We start from the raw sequence: 12,913 nt of genomic DNA, 5'->3' as shown, positions 1-12,913 counted from the left end.
GTCATGACGCCCCTCATCTCCGCCACCGATCTCGCCGCCCGCCTCGGCGAGGAGAACCTCCGCATCGTCGACGCCACCGTCCATCTGACCTTCGATGCCGACGGCGCACACGTCGCCTCCGGTCGGGAGACCTATCTGGCCGGGCACCTGCCCGGCGCGGTGTTCGCCGATCAGATCACCGACCTCAGCGACCCCGACGGCGAGGCACCGTTCGCCGCAGCAGACTCCGCGCGTTTCGCCGATGCGGTCGGCCGCCTCGGCATCGGCGACGACTCCACCGTCGTCGTGTACGACACCGCCAACGGCATCTGGGCCACGCGACTGTGGTGGCAGTTCGGACTCGAGGGCTTCGACGACGTACTCGTCCTCGACGGCGGGTACGGCGCCTGGACCGCGGCCGGCCTCCCGGTCGAGACCGGCGAGGTGACGACCACCGCGGCATCGTTCACCCCGCGCCGCCGGCCCCAGCGGATCGTCTCCACCGACGAGGTCGCCGCCGCCACCGGCGAGTCCTCCGTCCTGCTGGTCAACGCGCTCGACCGGGAGTCGTTCGCGGGCGGCCACATTCCCGGCAGTGTCAACGTGCCGTTCGCCGAACTGGTCGACGACGCGGGGCGACTCCGGCCGCTCGAGGAGCTGCGCGCACTGTTCGCAGACGTCGGCGCCCTCGATCCGTCGGTACGCCCGGTCACCTACTGTGGCGGCGGGATCGCCGCCACCGCAGCGGCTTTCGCGCTGCACAGCCTCGGACGCGACGACGTCGCGGTCTACGACGGATCGATGAACGCCTGGACCGCCGATCCGGCTCGTCCGCTGTCGTGACCGACCCCGGTGCCGCCGACCTCGCCGATGTCACCGTGGAGGTCGTGACCGACCCCGCAGCGGCGGCGGGAGTAGCCGAGGTCGCCGCCGTCACGTTCCCGCTCGCGTGCCCGCCGCACGCTGCACCGGCCGACATCGAGAACTTCGTCGCCGACAACCTGCGGGAGAACAGCTTTCGTGATCATATCGCCGATCCGACTGCCGATGTCCTGGTCGCGCGCGACGGTGTCGGCGGACCGATCCTCGGCTACGCGCTGGTGCTGCATGGCGACCCAAGGCACCCCGACGTGTGTGCGGTCGTGACCGAGCGTCCGGTGAGCGAGATCTCGAAGATGTATGTGCTGCGCGACCATCATTCGCGGCAGGGCGCGACTCCGTCGCACCTGCTCATGGGTGCCGCGCTCGATCGCGCACGGTCGCACGGCAGCGCTCTGGTGTGGTTGGGCGTGAACCAGCTCAACGTCCGGGCCCAGCGGTTCTACACGAAGATGGGTTTCGAACGCGCCGGCGCGAAGACCTTCACCCTCGGTGACAGCATCGAGCACGACTACGTGTTCACGCAGCGGCTGTGAGCCTTCGGGCTCAGTCGCGCCCACCCGCAAACCCACCCCTTTTCGGTAAACCCACCGCGCTCGGATCGGGTGGGTTTACGGAGAAGAGGTGGGTTTGTACGGAGATCAGGCCGCCGACTCCGCGAACCGCGAGAGAGCCAGCAGGCGCGACGTGGCGCGTAGGTACTTCTTGCGGTAACCGCCGGCCAGCATCTCCTCGGTGAAGATCTCGTCGAGCTTCGCGCCCGAGACGGTCACCGGGATGTGGGCGTCGTAGAGACGGTCGGCGAGCACCACCAGGCGCAGGGCGACCGACTGGTCCTCGGCCGGGTGCACCCCAGAGATGCAGACCAGGGAGACGCCGTCGACGAGGTCCTTGTACTTCGACGGGTGCAGGGTGCTGAGGTGGTCGCACAGTGCGTCGAAGTCGTCGAGGGTCGCGCCGTCGGTGGACTCGGCGATCTCGGTCAGTTCGGACTCGCTGCGCGGCTCCGGCGCCGGCGGCAGATCGCGGTGACGATAATCGGGACCGTCGACGCGGATCGTCTCGAACACCGAGGACAGCTTGCGGATCTCCCGTAGGAAGTCCTGGGCGGCGAACCGGCCCTCGCCCAGCTGGCCGGGGAGCGTGTTGGAGGTGGCGACGATCGACACGCCCTTGGCGGTGAGTTCGGTCAGCAGCCGGGAGACGAGCATCGTGTCGCCCGGGTCGTCGAGCTCGAACTCGTCGATACACAGCACCGTGTGCTGCGAGAGCCGCTCGACGGCATTCACGAAGCCCAGCGCGCCGACCACGTGTGTGACCTCGACGAACGTGGCGAACGACTTCGGTGCGGGCATCGAGTGGTAGATCGACGCCAGCAGGTGGGTCTTGCCGACGCCGAAGCCGCCGTCGAGATACAGACCGACGCCCTGGGACGGCGCCTTCCGGGAGAACAGGCCCTTCTTGCCCGAGCGCGCCTTCGACGCCCGCGCCACGAAGTCGCGCGCCTTGGCCACCGCCTCGGCCTGCGACGGCTCGTTGGGGTCGGGGATGTAGGAGTCGAAGCTCACGTCGTCGAAGGTCGACGGGGGCACCATCTCGTCGATGAGTGCGTCGGGCGAGGTCGCAGGGTTGCGATCGCAGAGTCGGGCCACCATGTGTGGAGAGTAGCCAGGCGCGGAATGATGAACGCATGTTCCACCTGCAGAAAGCGACCCAGGTCACATCCGAGGACGAGCTGGTCCGGCTGGCCGAGCTCTACTCCTACCCTCCTCGATCGTCCACGGATCCGGACGACGGCACGCCGTTCGTGCGGGCGAACATGGTGTCGTCGATCGACGGTGCGGTCACCGTCGACGGCAAGTCCGGCGGTCTCGGCGGTCCCGGCGACAAAGCCGTGTTCCGCGTGCTGCGAGGGCTCGCCGACGTCGTCCTCGTGGGTGCGGGCACGGCGACCACCGAGGGATATGGGCAACCCGCACCCGACGACGCCCTCGCCGCAGTCCGGCGATCGCAGGGGCAGGCGCCCGCCCCGGCACTCGCGCTCGTGTCCCGGTCGCTGTCGATACCGCCCGACTTCGAGCCCGTGTCCCACGAGAACACCGTCGTCCTCACCTGTTCGAACGCGCCCGCCGATCGCCGGCGGGCTCTGCTCGATGCCGGCGCGACGCTGGTGGACTGCGGCGACGACGCCGTGTCGACCCCGGCCATCCTGGAGCACTGCGGTGTTCGCGGATGGTCCCGGGTGCTCTGCGAGGGCGGTCCGAGTCTGCTCGGTTCGCTCGTGGCAGCCGATGCCGTGGACGAGCTGTGTCTGACCACGAGCCCGCACCTCGTCGGCGGGATCGCCGGCCGCATCGCGGTCACCGACGAGGGGGCGGCGGTCCTGCGCGCACTGCACCCGGCGTCGATCATGACCGATGACGACGGGTTCGTGTTCACCCGCTGGGTCCGCGACGGCCGCCCGTCCACCCGGTGAGCTGTCCGCTCCCGGTCCGGGACTCAACCGACACCCGGCTCGAGCGTCCTCGCGGATTCGTTGACTACGCTCGCGGACATGCCAAGAGCGCACACCCCGGCCGTCGGCGCAGCACCGAACTCCCGCCCGAGGGCTCTCGCGGGTGTGGTCGCCGGCGTGATCGCGGCGATCGTCCTGTCCTCTTGTGCCGTCGGTCCCGACCGTGGCCCCGACCTGATCCCGGGCGGCGGCGGTCAGGAGGGACCGGCACCGTCGTCGTCGACCGCTCCCCCCGCCCCCGCGCTCGCGGTACCGAAGACCGATCTCGAGTGGAGCGAGTGCGCCGCCGAGACGAGCGAACGATACGGGGTGCCCCGTCCGGAAAGCGTGACGATCGAATGCGCCGAATACGACTCGCCCATCGACCGCGACCAGCCCGACGGCGAGGTCGTGTCGATCGCGGTGACGCGCGCCCGGATCGCGGACACCCCACCCGACGCCGCGCCGCTCGTCCTCACCTCCGGTTCCGATCTGCCGTCGTCGCGGACGCTGATGGTGATGACCGCCGGCCCGGGCCGGGCGTTCCTCTCCTCGCACCCCGTGGTCGCGGTCGACCACCGCGGCATCCCTCTCAGCAGCGACATCGACTGCATGACCCGACTGGAACGCACGACGATCGCCAACAACGGCCTCGTCGACCGCGCCACGACGACGGACGCGCGGATCTCGCGCCTGTCCACGGCCGCGTCATCGGCCTCGGACGGGTGCACGGAGACGCTCACCCCCTACCAACTGAGTTTCGGGGCCGCGAACGCCGCCGCGGACCTCGAGTCCCTGCGGCAGCGCTGGGGCGTCGAACATCTGGGGCTCATCGGCACCGGTGAGGGTTCCGACGTCGTGCTCACCTACGCGTCCCTGTACGGCGGACGTGCCGGGCGGATCATCCTCGACACCCCGACCCCGTTCGGCGCGAACGCCCGGGATCGCGCACAGTCCCAGGCGCGGGGCGTCCAGGTGGCGCTCCAGGGCTTCGCACAGCGGTGCTCGGCGTTACCGGGCTGCGCGCTCGGGTCCAACGGGGTCGCGACGATGACCCGCATGCTGGGCAAGGCACGGGCGGGCGACCTCGAGTCGCTCTCCGACACGGCCGCGCTCGAGGCGATCACCACGACCCTGGCCCTGGCGCCGGACCGCCCGCAATCGTTGCTCGACCTCGCAGATGCCATCGCAGCTGCCGACCGCGGCCAGACCGCGGCGCTGGTCCGGCTCGCCGATCGCGCCGCGACCCTGCGGCTCCCCGACGGCGCCCTGGTGTCCCGCTGCAACGATGTGACCGGCCCGGTCGGACAGAACGAGGTGCCGGGTCTGGTGGACGCGTGGTCCAAGCAGAACCCCCTCACCGGCGCGAACAGTGCGCTGTCACTCGTTCGGTGCAACGGCTGGGCGTCGGGCAATCCGGTCCGGCCACCCACGTCGCTGCCCGCCGACCCGTTGATCCTCAACGGGACGCGCGACCCGATCAACGGTGGCGAGGGAGCCAATGCTCTCGTGCCGCTGTTCATGAACGCCGAGGCCGAACCGGTGACCGTCACCTGGGACGGCCTGGGCTATTCGGTCCTGGGACGCAGTGCGTGCGCCGCCGGGGTCGTCGCGGAGTACGTCGATCGGGCGCCGCTGCAGGGTCCGACCCAGCGGGGCTGCCCCACCTGAGTCCCCGGACCACGCCGCACGGTTCTGAGCTCGGCGGCGCGCGTAGTACGGTTCGCGGGTGGCCAATCTCGACAGGTATCTCTATCCCCCGATGAGTGCTCAACGGATCATCCCGATGGTCCTGTGGCCGATCAGCCTGCTCATGGTCGTGCACCGCTCGGTGTTCCTGGGTGTCAACGGTGACCGCACCGACGACTTCAAGCCGGTGTACGCCGCCGCCTACAACTTCCTGAACAACCTGCCGGTCTACGGCGAGAACTACGCCACCGTCGACCCGCACTACCTCTACCCGCCGTCGGGCACCCTGCTGATGGCGCCCGTGGCGATCATCGACTACGAGCGCGCCCGCTGGGCCTTCATCGCCGTCAGCGTCATCGCGCTTCTCATCTGCGCCTACCTGCTCACCCGGATGTTCGGCTACGCCCTCGACTCGTGGGTCATGCCGACGGTCCTGTTCTTCTTCTTCAGCACCGAGACCGTCTCGCACACACTGATCTTCACGAACTTCAACTCGTTCGTGCTCCTCGGCCTCCTCGCCTTCCTGATGCTGATGCTCAACCGGCACGACTGGTGGGCGGGCGTGCCGATGGGCCTCACCCTCGCGGTGAAACCGGTGCTGGCGCCGCTCATGCTGCTCCCGCTGCTCAACCGGCAGTGGCGGGTGTTCGCGCTCGCCATCGTGGTTCCGGTCGTCCTGACGATCGTCGCCTGGCCCCTGTCGGTCGACGCGAACGACTTCATCAGCCGGACCGTCCCGTACCTCGGCGAGGCGCGCGACTACTACAACAGCTCGATCGCCGGCAACGGCGCATACTTCGGCGTCGCACCCTGGCTGGTACTACTGCTCCGCGTCGCCTTCGTCGCGATGGCCGCGTTCTCGCTGTGGTTCCTGTACCGCTACTACCGCAAGACCAACGAGTTGCTGTGGCTCGCGACGTCGTCGGGAGTCCTGCTGTGCACGACCTTCCTCGTCGGTTCACTCGGACAGGGCTACTACTCGATGCTCCTGTTCCCGCTCCTGATGACGGTGCTCCTGCCCGGCTCGCCGATGCGCAACTGGCCCGCCTGGCTCGGTGTCTACGGGTGCATGACCTTCGACGGCTTCTACTCCGACCGCTGGACGGCGTTCGGATGGATGGTCGAGTACAACAAGGTCACCTGGGGTTGGTCACTCCTGATGATCGCGGTGTTCTGCTCGCTGCTGTTCCGCTACCTCGACATGCGGTCCGACGGGGTGGCCGGCATGGTGCCGCCGGTCCGCTCGGACGCCGACGCGCCACGCATCCCCGCCGCCGAGACCGGTGCCACCGAGAACGAGACCGTAGGCCTGTCGAAACAGCGCTGACACAGTCGATCCTGCCGGGCGCGCTACCGTGGAGGACATGACCGACAGCACCCCGTCGACCGACGCCGAGAATCTCGCCGAACTCACCGATGAGCAATGGCGCCAGCGCCTGACGCCGGCCGAGTACCGTGTCCTCCGCCAGGCGGGCACCGAGGCGCCGTTCACCGGTGAATACACCGACACCAAGACCGTCGGCATCTACCGGTGCCGCGCCTGCAACACCGAGCTGTTCCGCAGCGAGCAGAAGTTCGAATCGCACTGCGGCTGGCCGTCGTTCTTCTCCCCGCTCGCCGGCGACAAGATCATCGAGGTCGAGGACAACTCGTTGGGCATGCGGCGCGTCGAGGTGCTCTGCGCGAACTGCAAGAGCCACCTCGGCCACGTCTTCGCCGGTGAGGGCTACGACACCCCCACCGACCTGCGCTACTGCATCAACTCCATCAGCCTGACGCTGGAACCGGCCGAGTAGCAGCCGGTCCCTCGGCGCGGCTCAGGGCAGGGCGTCGATCAGCGCCGGCACCTCGACCCGCGGTCCGGTGAAGAACGGGGTCTCCTCGCGCACGTGCATCCGCGCCTCCGTGGCGCGCAGATCACGCATGAGATCGACGATGCGGTGCAGCTCCGGCGCCTCGAAGGCCAGCAGCCACTCGTAGTCGCCCAGCGCGAACGACGACACCGTGTTGGCGCGGACGTCCTTGTACGCACGCGCTGCCTTCCCGTGGTCGGCGAGCATCTTGCGCCGCTCCTCGTCGGGCAGCAGGTACCACTCATAGGACCGCACGAACGGGTACACGCAGATGTAGTTGCCGGGGTCCTCGCCCGCGAGGAACGCCGGGATGTGGCTCTTGTTGAACTCGGCGGGCCGGTGCAGCGCGACGTTGCTCCACACCGCGTTGCACGCCCGTCCCAGAACGGTCTCGCGGCGGAACTTCGCGTAGGCGGCCTGGATCGGCTCGACGTCCTCGGCGTGCCACCAGATCATGAAGTCGGCGTCGGCGCGCAGACCCGACACGTCGTAGACACCGCGGACGACGACGCCGGTGTCCTCGAGGGACTTGAAGAAGTCCGCGGCGTCGGATTTGGCCTGATCGCGATCAGCACCCAGTTCACCTGGGCGGACCGCGAACACCGAGAACATCAGGTAGCGGATCGTCGAGTTGAGTTCTGCGTAATCCAAGCGGCTCATGGATGCCATCGTGCCACCGGCGCCCACCCGGCGACCAGGCAGGTCAGCGGAGTCGGGTCACGTCAGATCTGCCAGCAGTTCGGCCGCCGCGCGACCGGCCCGACCGATACAGGCCGGCACCCCGACCCCGGCATACGACGACCCGGCCAAGGCCAGACGCGACGGCCGCGCGGCCAGCACCTGCGACATCGCGGCGAGGTGCCCGGGCGCATACACCGGCAGTCCGTCGTCCCAACGCTGGACGTATGCGTCGACGACCCGCGACGACACCGGTGCGACACCGGCGGCGCGGCACACCTCGTCGAGGTCTTCGAGTGCCTCACGACGCAGCCGGTCGTCGACGCCGGGTTCGGTCGTCTCATCCGGTACCACCGCACCGAACCTCCCGAACGACGCCCGCACCGAGACCGGCCGGTCCGCATCCGACAGATGCGCCCACTTCTGCGAGCTGAACGTGAAAGCCTTGGCGCGCAATCCTTCTCCGGTCCCCACCAGCACACCGGAGTGATCGGGCAGCTCGGTCCCCGGCGCGAGCGCGATCGACACCACCACCGACGAGGCGCCCCGGACCGCGCGTAACGGCGCGGACAGGTCCGGCGCGGACCGACCCAGGAGCTCCCCCGCCGCCCAGGCCGGCACGGCCAGGAGCACGGTGTCGTACGGTCGCGGGTCGCGAGCCGTACCGAAGTCGAGCACCCACCCGGCCCCCGACGGAGTGACATCGGTGACCGGACACGAGATCTCGGGTTCGACGCCGGCCGCGGCCCGCAGGGCGTCGAGGAGGACTTGGTATCCGCCCACGAGGGCGCCGAAGACCGGCCCCGAGGCCCCGGCCCCCGCGGCGATGAGGTCGCCGACGGCAGCGGTGAGCGACGGCGCGCCCGCGTCGAGGCGCGTGGCCAGCGCCGGTAGCGCCTCGCGGACCCCGATGTCGCCGGCGAGACTGGAGTACACACCCCCGAGCATCGGGTCGACGCTGCGCGCCACCACCGAGGGCCCGAACCGGTCGGCGACCAGCTGCCCGACCGACGTATCGGTCCCGGCTTCCCACCGCATCGAACGGTCGGATTCACCGGACATGCGGTCGACGTCCTCGGGGTCGGCGAGACCGTCGACGACGGCCGGTCCGGCCGGGATGCCCATCAGCGCCGGACTGGGCAACGGATGCAACCGCTTACCCGACCACACCGCGGGACGGCGCGGCGTCGGCGAGACGATCCGGTCGGCGAGGCCCAGTTCGGTGACGAGTTCGAGCGCCTCGGGTCGCCGGACGATGAACGCCTCGGCCCCGACGTCGACGGCCCGACCGCCGACCGTCGTGGTGTGCAGGACCCCGCCCACCCGTCCGGAGGCCTCGAGCAGGTCGAGGTGCGCGTCGGGCCCGAGCGCACGACGAAGGCGGTAGGCGGCGGTCAGACCGGAGATCCCGCCGCCGACGATCGCGATCCGGACCCGCGGGGACATCAGAGGCTGTGGATCACTTCGACGGCCCGGGTCAGCACGTCCGGGTCGGTGCCGGGCAGCACGCCGTGTCCGAGGTTGAAGATGTGCCCGACCGCCCCGGCGGCGATCGCCCGGTCGCCGTCGGCGACCACCCGGCGGACCTCGGCGTCGACGACGTCGGGGCCGGCGAACAGCAGTGTCGGATCGAGGTTGCCCTGCACTGCCTTACCCGGACCCACCCGGCGCACGGCCTCCTCGAGCGGCACACGCCAGTCGACGCCGATGACATCGGCACCGACATGCGCCATCGGGGCGAGCAGCTCACCGGTGCCGACGCCGAAGTGGATGCGCGGGACGCCGTACCCGGCGACCTCGGCCAGGACACGGGCGCTGTGCGGTGCGACGAAACGCTGGTAGTCGGCGGCCGACAGCATGCCCGCCCACGAGTCGAAGAGCTGGATCGCGTCGACTCCGGCCTCCAGCTGGACACGCAGGAACGCGATGGTGATGTCCGCGAGGCGCGCCATCAGCTCGGCCCACGTCTCCGGGTCGCCGTGCATCATCGCCTTGGTCCGCTCGTAGTTGCGGCTCGGGCCGCCCTCGATGAGGTACGAGGCCAAGGTGAACGGCGCTCCGGCGAAGCCGATCAGCGCCGCCTGGTCCCCCAGCTCGCCGAGCAGCAGTTCGATGGCCCGCGCGATCGAGCCGACCGCTGCCGGTTCCAGCCGCGGGATGCGCGACACCGCGTCGGGCGAGCGCACCGGCTCGGCGATCACCGGCCCGGTGCCCGCGACGATGTCGAGGTCGATGCCGGCGGCCTTGAGCGGCACCACGATGTCGGAGAACAGGATCGCCGCGTCGACGTCGTGCCGGCGGACGGGCTGCATGGTGATCTCGCAGACCAGTTCGGCGTCGAAGCAGGACTCCAGCATGCCGTGATCGGCGCGGATGGCCCGGTATTCGGGCAGCGAGCGACCGGCTTGCCGCATGAACCACACCGGACGGCGTGACGGGGTCGCGCCGGTGGCCGCGGCGACGAGCGGCAGGTTCGACCTATGGACCCGGGTACCAGTTGCGTTCGACATCACCGCTTACTCTGCCATGCCCCTCGATCTGCGCACGGGTGGTCCTCGGCGCGCCTCCGCCGTGGCCGGGCACCCCAGCCCTACGGTCGAACGGTGACCTCTTCGGGAGCTCCGGACGAGCCTGCTGATTTCCGCGCGGCGGTGGAGTCGCTGCATGCTGCCCGGGTGCGCCGCGAGATCGAGGTCGGACCGATCCGGCCGCCGCAGCGCCTGGCGCCGTACAGCTACGCCGTCGGTGCCGAGGTGCGCCCGCCCGAGGACCTCGACGTGGTGCCCACGGATTCGCAGGGCAGCGCCTTCGGGCGCCTCATCCTGCTGTTCGATCCCGCCGGACAGGACGCGTGGAACGGCACCATGCGCCTCGTCGCGTTCCTCCAGGCGGAGGTGGAGGCCGCCCTGGCCATGGATCCGCTGCTGCCCGAGGTGGCCTGGAGCTGGCTCAGCGACGCCCTCGGCGTCCCGGTGGGCGCGACCGCCACGCCCGACGGTTCCGCCCACCGCGTCGAGGTGACCGCGCTCGGCGGCACCGTCACCTCCACGACGTCGGTCCGGTACGGCGACATCGCCGGACCTCCGCGCGCACATCAGCTCGAGGTGCGCGCCTCGTGGACCGCCCTGAGTTCGGACGGCCTGAACAACCACCTCGAGGCGTTCTGCGACGTCCTCGCCTCCGCCGCCGGCCTCCCGCCGGTCGGGGTCACCGAACTCGGCGCGACGTGAACGACTCCGCCCCCGGGGATGCGGCCGAGAACCCGATCGAGCCGGACCCCGCGCCGGAGGTCACCCCGCTGCTCCGGCCGGCCGACGGCGTGCCCCCGGTACTGGCGACCGCCAGCGAATTCGCCGACGCGGCAGCCGCTCTGGCCGCCGGCGACGGGCCGATCGCCGTCGACACCGAACGCGCGTCGGGCTACCGGTACTCGCAACGCGCCTATCTGATCCAGATCAAACGACGCGGATCAGGGAGCTTCCTGCTGGACCCGATCGGTGATCCCGGCGCGCTGGCGCCCGTCATCGACGCGATGCGCGGACCGGAATGGGTGCTGCACGCGGCCGATCAGGACCTCCCGTGCCTTCGCGAACTCGGTTTCGAGTGCGTCGAGCTGTACGACACCGAGCTGGCCGGACGCCTCCTGGGCCTGGCGAAGGTCAACCTCGCCGCGATGGTGGCGGAGTTCCTCGGGCTGGGACTCCTCAAGGGACACGGCGCCGCCGACTGGTCGCGCCGCCCGCTGCCCGACGAGTGGCTGAACTATGCCGCGCTCGACGTCGAGGTCCTCGTCGAACTGCGCGACGCCATGGACGCCGCACTCGCGGAAGCGGGCAAGGACGGCTGGGCGCGAGAGGAATTCGCTTACGTCCTGGGTCGGCCACCGGCACCGCCGCGCACCGACCGGTGGCGCAAGACGTCGAACGTGCACACCGTCAAATCCACCCGCGCCCTCGCCGCGGTCCGCGAATTGTGGACCGCGCGTGAGGAACTGGCGCAGCGTCGGGATGTCGCGCCCGGACGTGTCCTGCCCGACACGGCCATCGTCAACGCCGCGACCGTGAACCCCCAGTCCATCGCCGAACTCACCAAGCTGCCGGTCTTCGGCGGCCCGCGTCAGCGCCGTCAGGCCGGGATCTGGATGTCCGCGCTGCAGCGGGCGCGCGAGATCCCCGACAGCAAGCTGCCCTCGCGGAAGTCGACCGGGCCGGGTCTGCCCCCGGTCAGCCGGTGGGATCAGCGCAATCCGGAGGCCGCGGCGCGGCTGCAGGCGGTCCGGCCGGTGCTCAAACAGATCGCCGAAGATCACACCCTGCCGGTGGAGAACCTCCTCGCACCCGATGTGGTGCGACAGCTGTGCTGGGACGGGTTGCCGGAACCGATCACGACCGAGGCGCTCGATGCACATCTGGCCGCCGCCGGCGCCCGCACATGGCAGCGGGCGCTCTGTGTGGAGGCCCTGACCGAGGCCCTCCTCGACGCCGCCCGACCTGGGCCGACGGCGGCCGCCGAGTAGATCGCCAAGCCCGACGAGACCCCCGGCCATCGCGCTGTGGCGCCGACCTTCGCGTACATTCGGGGGTCACGACCCGAATGCCATCACCCGAGTACGCGAGCCACCGGGAAGTCACCTCCGGTGAGCACACCACCTTCCGCGATGGGAGCAGATCCGTGGCCACAGTCTCCGTCGGCATCGACTCCGACCTCGAACCGAGCGCAGCATGGGCGCTCGCCAGCAACCTCTCGCGCTTCGACGAGTGGATGACCATCTTCGGCGGGTGGCGCTCGCCGGTCCCTGACACGATCGCCGAGGGCACCACCATCTCCTCCCTCATCAAGGTCAAGGGCTTCCGCAACGTGATCCATTGGACCGTCACCGACTACGACGAGCCGCGGCTCATCGCGCTCTCGGGAACCGGCCGCGGCGGGGTAGACATCGATCTGGCGATGAAGGTCGACGAGATCGCCGACGGCTCCCACTTCGACCTGTCGGCCGAGTTGTCCGGCGGTCTGCTCAACGGCTCGGTCGGCAGGCTCGTCGCCAAGATCCTGGAATCCGATGTGCACAAGTCGATCTCGAACCTGGCGACACTGCGCTGAGTCGATCGGGGCCGACCTGACCCCTCTGCACCCTAATCCGAGGAACCACCAAACCGCTGGTCTGTGGGGTGCAAGCGACCCCCTCCCTCCGCTCCCTGCGGTGCGAGGAGCGCCAGCGACGAGAGGGTCCTATAGCTTGTCAAGTGCTCCGAGGTCAGTGGTGAGGTCGCGGAACACTTCGCGGGCGATGTAGCGCTTGAGGCAGCGGAGGATGTCTTTCTTCGTTTTGTGTTCGGCGGAA

At 69.9% G+C, this 12,913-nt stretch carries 13 protein-coding genes; 9 read left to right on the top strand and 4 right to left on the bottom strand.

The genetic code is table 11. The annotated features are described in order from the left end of the window. The first annotated feature begins 3 nt into the window (after positions 1–3). Together JW364_RS18875 and JW364_RS18870 are read left to right on the top strand one after the other, a co-directional pair. Entirely contained in the window at positions 4–822 is an 819-nt protein-coding gene (locus JW364_RS18875; RefSeq protein WP_205334115.1) for a sulfurtransferase, read from the top strand. Next, positions 819–1,394 carry an N-acetyltransferase gene (locus tag JW364_RS18870; RefSeq protein WP_205334116.1) on the top strand — a complete coding sequence of 192 codons (576 nt, stop codon included), beginning with the start codon at positions 819–821 and terminating at the stop codon, positions 1,392–1,394. Before JW364_RS18875 ends, JW364_RS18870 begins: the two co-directional genes overlap by 4 nt. Before the next feature lie 105 nt (positions 1,395–1,499). On the opposite strand, the gene zapE is transcribed toward JW364_RS18870, so the two are convergent. Continuing rightward, on the bottom strand, positions 1,500–2,513 hold the full coding sequence (gene zapE, locus JW364_RS18865) for a cell division protein ZapE (protein ID WP_159370698.1): 1,014 nt from the start codon (positions 2,511–2,513) through the stop codon (positions 1,500–1,502). 35 nt (positions 2,514–2,548) lie between these two features. Between zapE and JW364_RS18860 the strand changes: the two genes are divergently transcribed. The 4 genes from JW364_RS18860 (at position 2,549) to msrB (ending at position 6,837) form a co-directional block, all read left to right on the top strand. Further along, positions 2,549–3,334: a pyrimidine reductase family protein gene (locus JW364_RS18860; RefSeq protein ID WP_205334117.1), complete on the top strand. Its 786-nt coding sequence runs from the start codon at positions 2,549–2,551 to the stop codon at positions 3,332–3,334. Between the two features lie 78 nt (positions 3,335–3,412). Next, a complete protein-coding gene (locus JW364_RS18855; protein WP_240199312.1) occupies positions 3,413–5,023 on the top strand; it encodes an alpha/beta fold hydrolase in 1,611 nt (536 codons plus the stop codon). Between the two features lie 58 nt (positions 5,024–5,081). Beyond that, positions 5,082–6,368: a glycosyltransferase family 87 protein gene (locus tag JW364_RS18850; RefSeq protein WP_205334118.1), complete on the top strand. Its 1,287-nt coding sequence runs from the start codon at positions 5,082–5,084 to the stop codon at positions 6,366–6,368. A gap of 37 nt (positions 6,369–6,405) precedes the next feature. Further along, on the top strand, positions 6,406–6,837 hold the full coding sequence (gene msrB, locus JW364_RS18845; protein WP_058250317.1) for a peptide-methionine (R)-S-oxide reductase MsrB: 432 nt from the start codon (positions 6,406–6,408) through the stop codon (positions 6,835–6,837). Between the two features lie 21 nt (positions 6,838–6,858). On the opposite strand, the gene hemQ is transcribed toward msrB, so the two are convergent. Genes hemQ through hemE form a run of 3 tightly spaced genes read right to left on the bottom strand, consistent with a single transcriptional unit; the run spans position 6,859 to position 10,082 of the window. Further along, the gene (gene hemQ, locus JW364_RS18840) at positions 6,859–7,554 is read right to left on the bottom strand and encodes a hydrogen peroxide-dependent heme synthase (protein WP_058250316.1); all 696 of its coding nucleotides are present in this window, start codon (positions 7,552–7,554) and stop codon (positions 6,859–6,861) included. Between the two features lie 57 nt (positions 7,555–7,611). Continuing rightward, the gene (locus JW364_RS18835) at positions 7,612–9,018 is read right to left on the bottom strand and encodes an FAD-dependent oxidoreductase (RefSeq protein ID WP_205334119.1); all 1,407 of its coding nucleotides are present in this window, start codon (positions 9,016–9,018) and stop codon (positions 7,612–7,614) included. Next, entirely contained in the window at positions 9,018–10,082 is a 1,065-nt protein-coding gene (hemE, locus tag JW364_RS18830; protein WP_205334120.1) for a uroporphyrinogen decarboxylase, read from the bottom strand. The genes JW364_RS18835 and hemE overlap by 1 nt, the downstream gene beginning before the upstream one ends. A gap of 93 nt (positions 10,083–10,175) precedes the next feature. Here hemE and JW364_RS18825 point away from each other — a divergent pair, with 93 nt between their 5' ends. From JW364_RS18825 to JW364_RS18815, 3 genes are all read left to right on the top strand, one after another. Further along, the gene (locus JW364_RS18825; RefSeq protein ID WP_058250234.1) at positions 10,176–10,802 is read left to right on the top strand and encodes a DUF3000 domain-containing protein; all 627 of its coding nucleotides are present in this window, start codon (positions 10,176–10,178) and stop codon (positions 10,800–10,802) included. Beyond that, positions 10,799–12,088: an HRDC domain-containing protein gene (locus JW364_RS18820; RefSeq protein WP_159370692.1), complete on the top strand. Its 1,290-nt coding sequence runs from the start codon at positions 10,799–10,801 to the stop codon at positions 12,086–12,088. Before JW364_RS18825 ends, JW364_RS18820 begins: the two co-directional genes overlap by 4 nt. 155 nt (positions 12,089–12,243) lie before the next feature. Next, entirely contained in the window at positions 12,244–12,672 is a 429-nt protein-coding gene (locus JW364_RS18815) for an SRPBCC family protein (protein ID WP_065632270.1), read from the top strand. Positions 12,673–12,913: the final 241 nt, after the last annotated feature.

Origin of the sequence: Gordonia sp. BP-119, from assembly GCF_016924115.1 — a bacterium.
In the GTDB taxonomy this organism is placed as follows: Bacteria; Actinomycetota; Actinomycetes; order Mycobacteriales; family Mycobacteriaceae; genus Gordonia; species Gordonia hongkongensis.
This window is presented reverse-complemented; position numbering and strand designations above follow the sequence as displayed.

Coding starts and splice junctions, on each gene's coding strand:
- JW364_RS18855 (WP_240199312.1), top strand. CDS start 3,413: ATGCCAAGAGCGCACACCCCGGCCGTCGGCGCAGCACCGAACTCCCGC.
- JW364_RS18860 (WP_205334117.1), top strand. CDS start 2,549: ATGTTCCACCTGCAGAAAGCGACCCAGGTCACATCCGAGGACGAGCTG.
- JW364_RS18835 (WP_205334119.1), bottom strand. CDS start 9,018: ATGTCCCCGCGGGTCCGGATCGCGATCGTCGGCGGCGGGATCTCCGGT.
- hemE (WP_205334120.1), bottom strand. CDS start 10,082: ATGTCGAACGCAACTGGTACCCGGGTCCATAGGTCGAACCTGCCGCTC.
- hemQ (WP_058250316.1), bottom strand. CDS start 7,554: ATGAGCCGCTTGGATTACGCAGAACTCAACTCGACGATCCGCTACCTG.
- msrB (WP_058250317.1), top strand. CDS start 6,406: ATGACCGACAGCACCCCGTCGACCGACGCCGAGAATCTCGCCGAACTC.
- zapE (WP_159370698.1), bottom strand. CDS start 2,513: ATGGTGGCCCGACTCTGCGATCGCAACCCTGCGACCTCGCCCGACGCA.
- JW364_RS18875 (WP_205334115.1), top strand. CDS start 4: ATGACGCCCCTCATCTCCGCCACCGATCTCGCCGCCCGCCTCGGCGAG.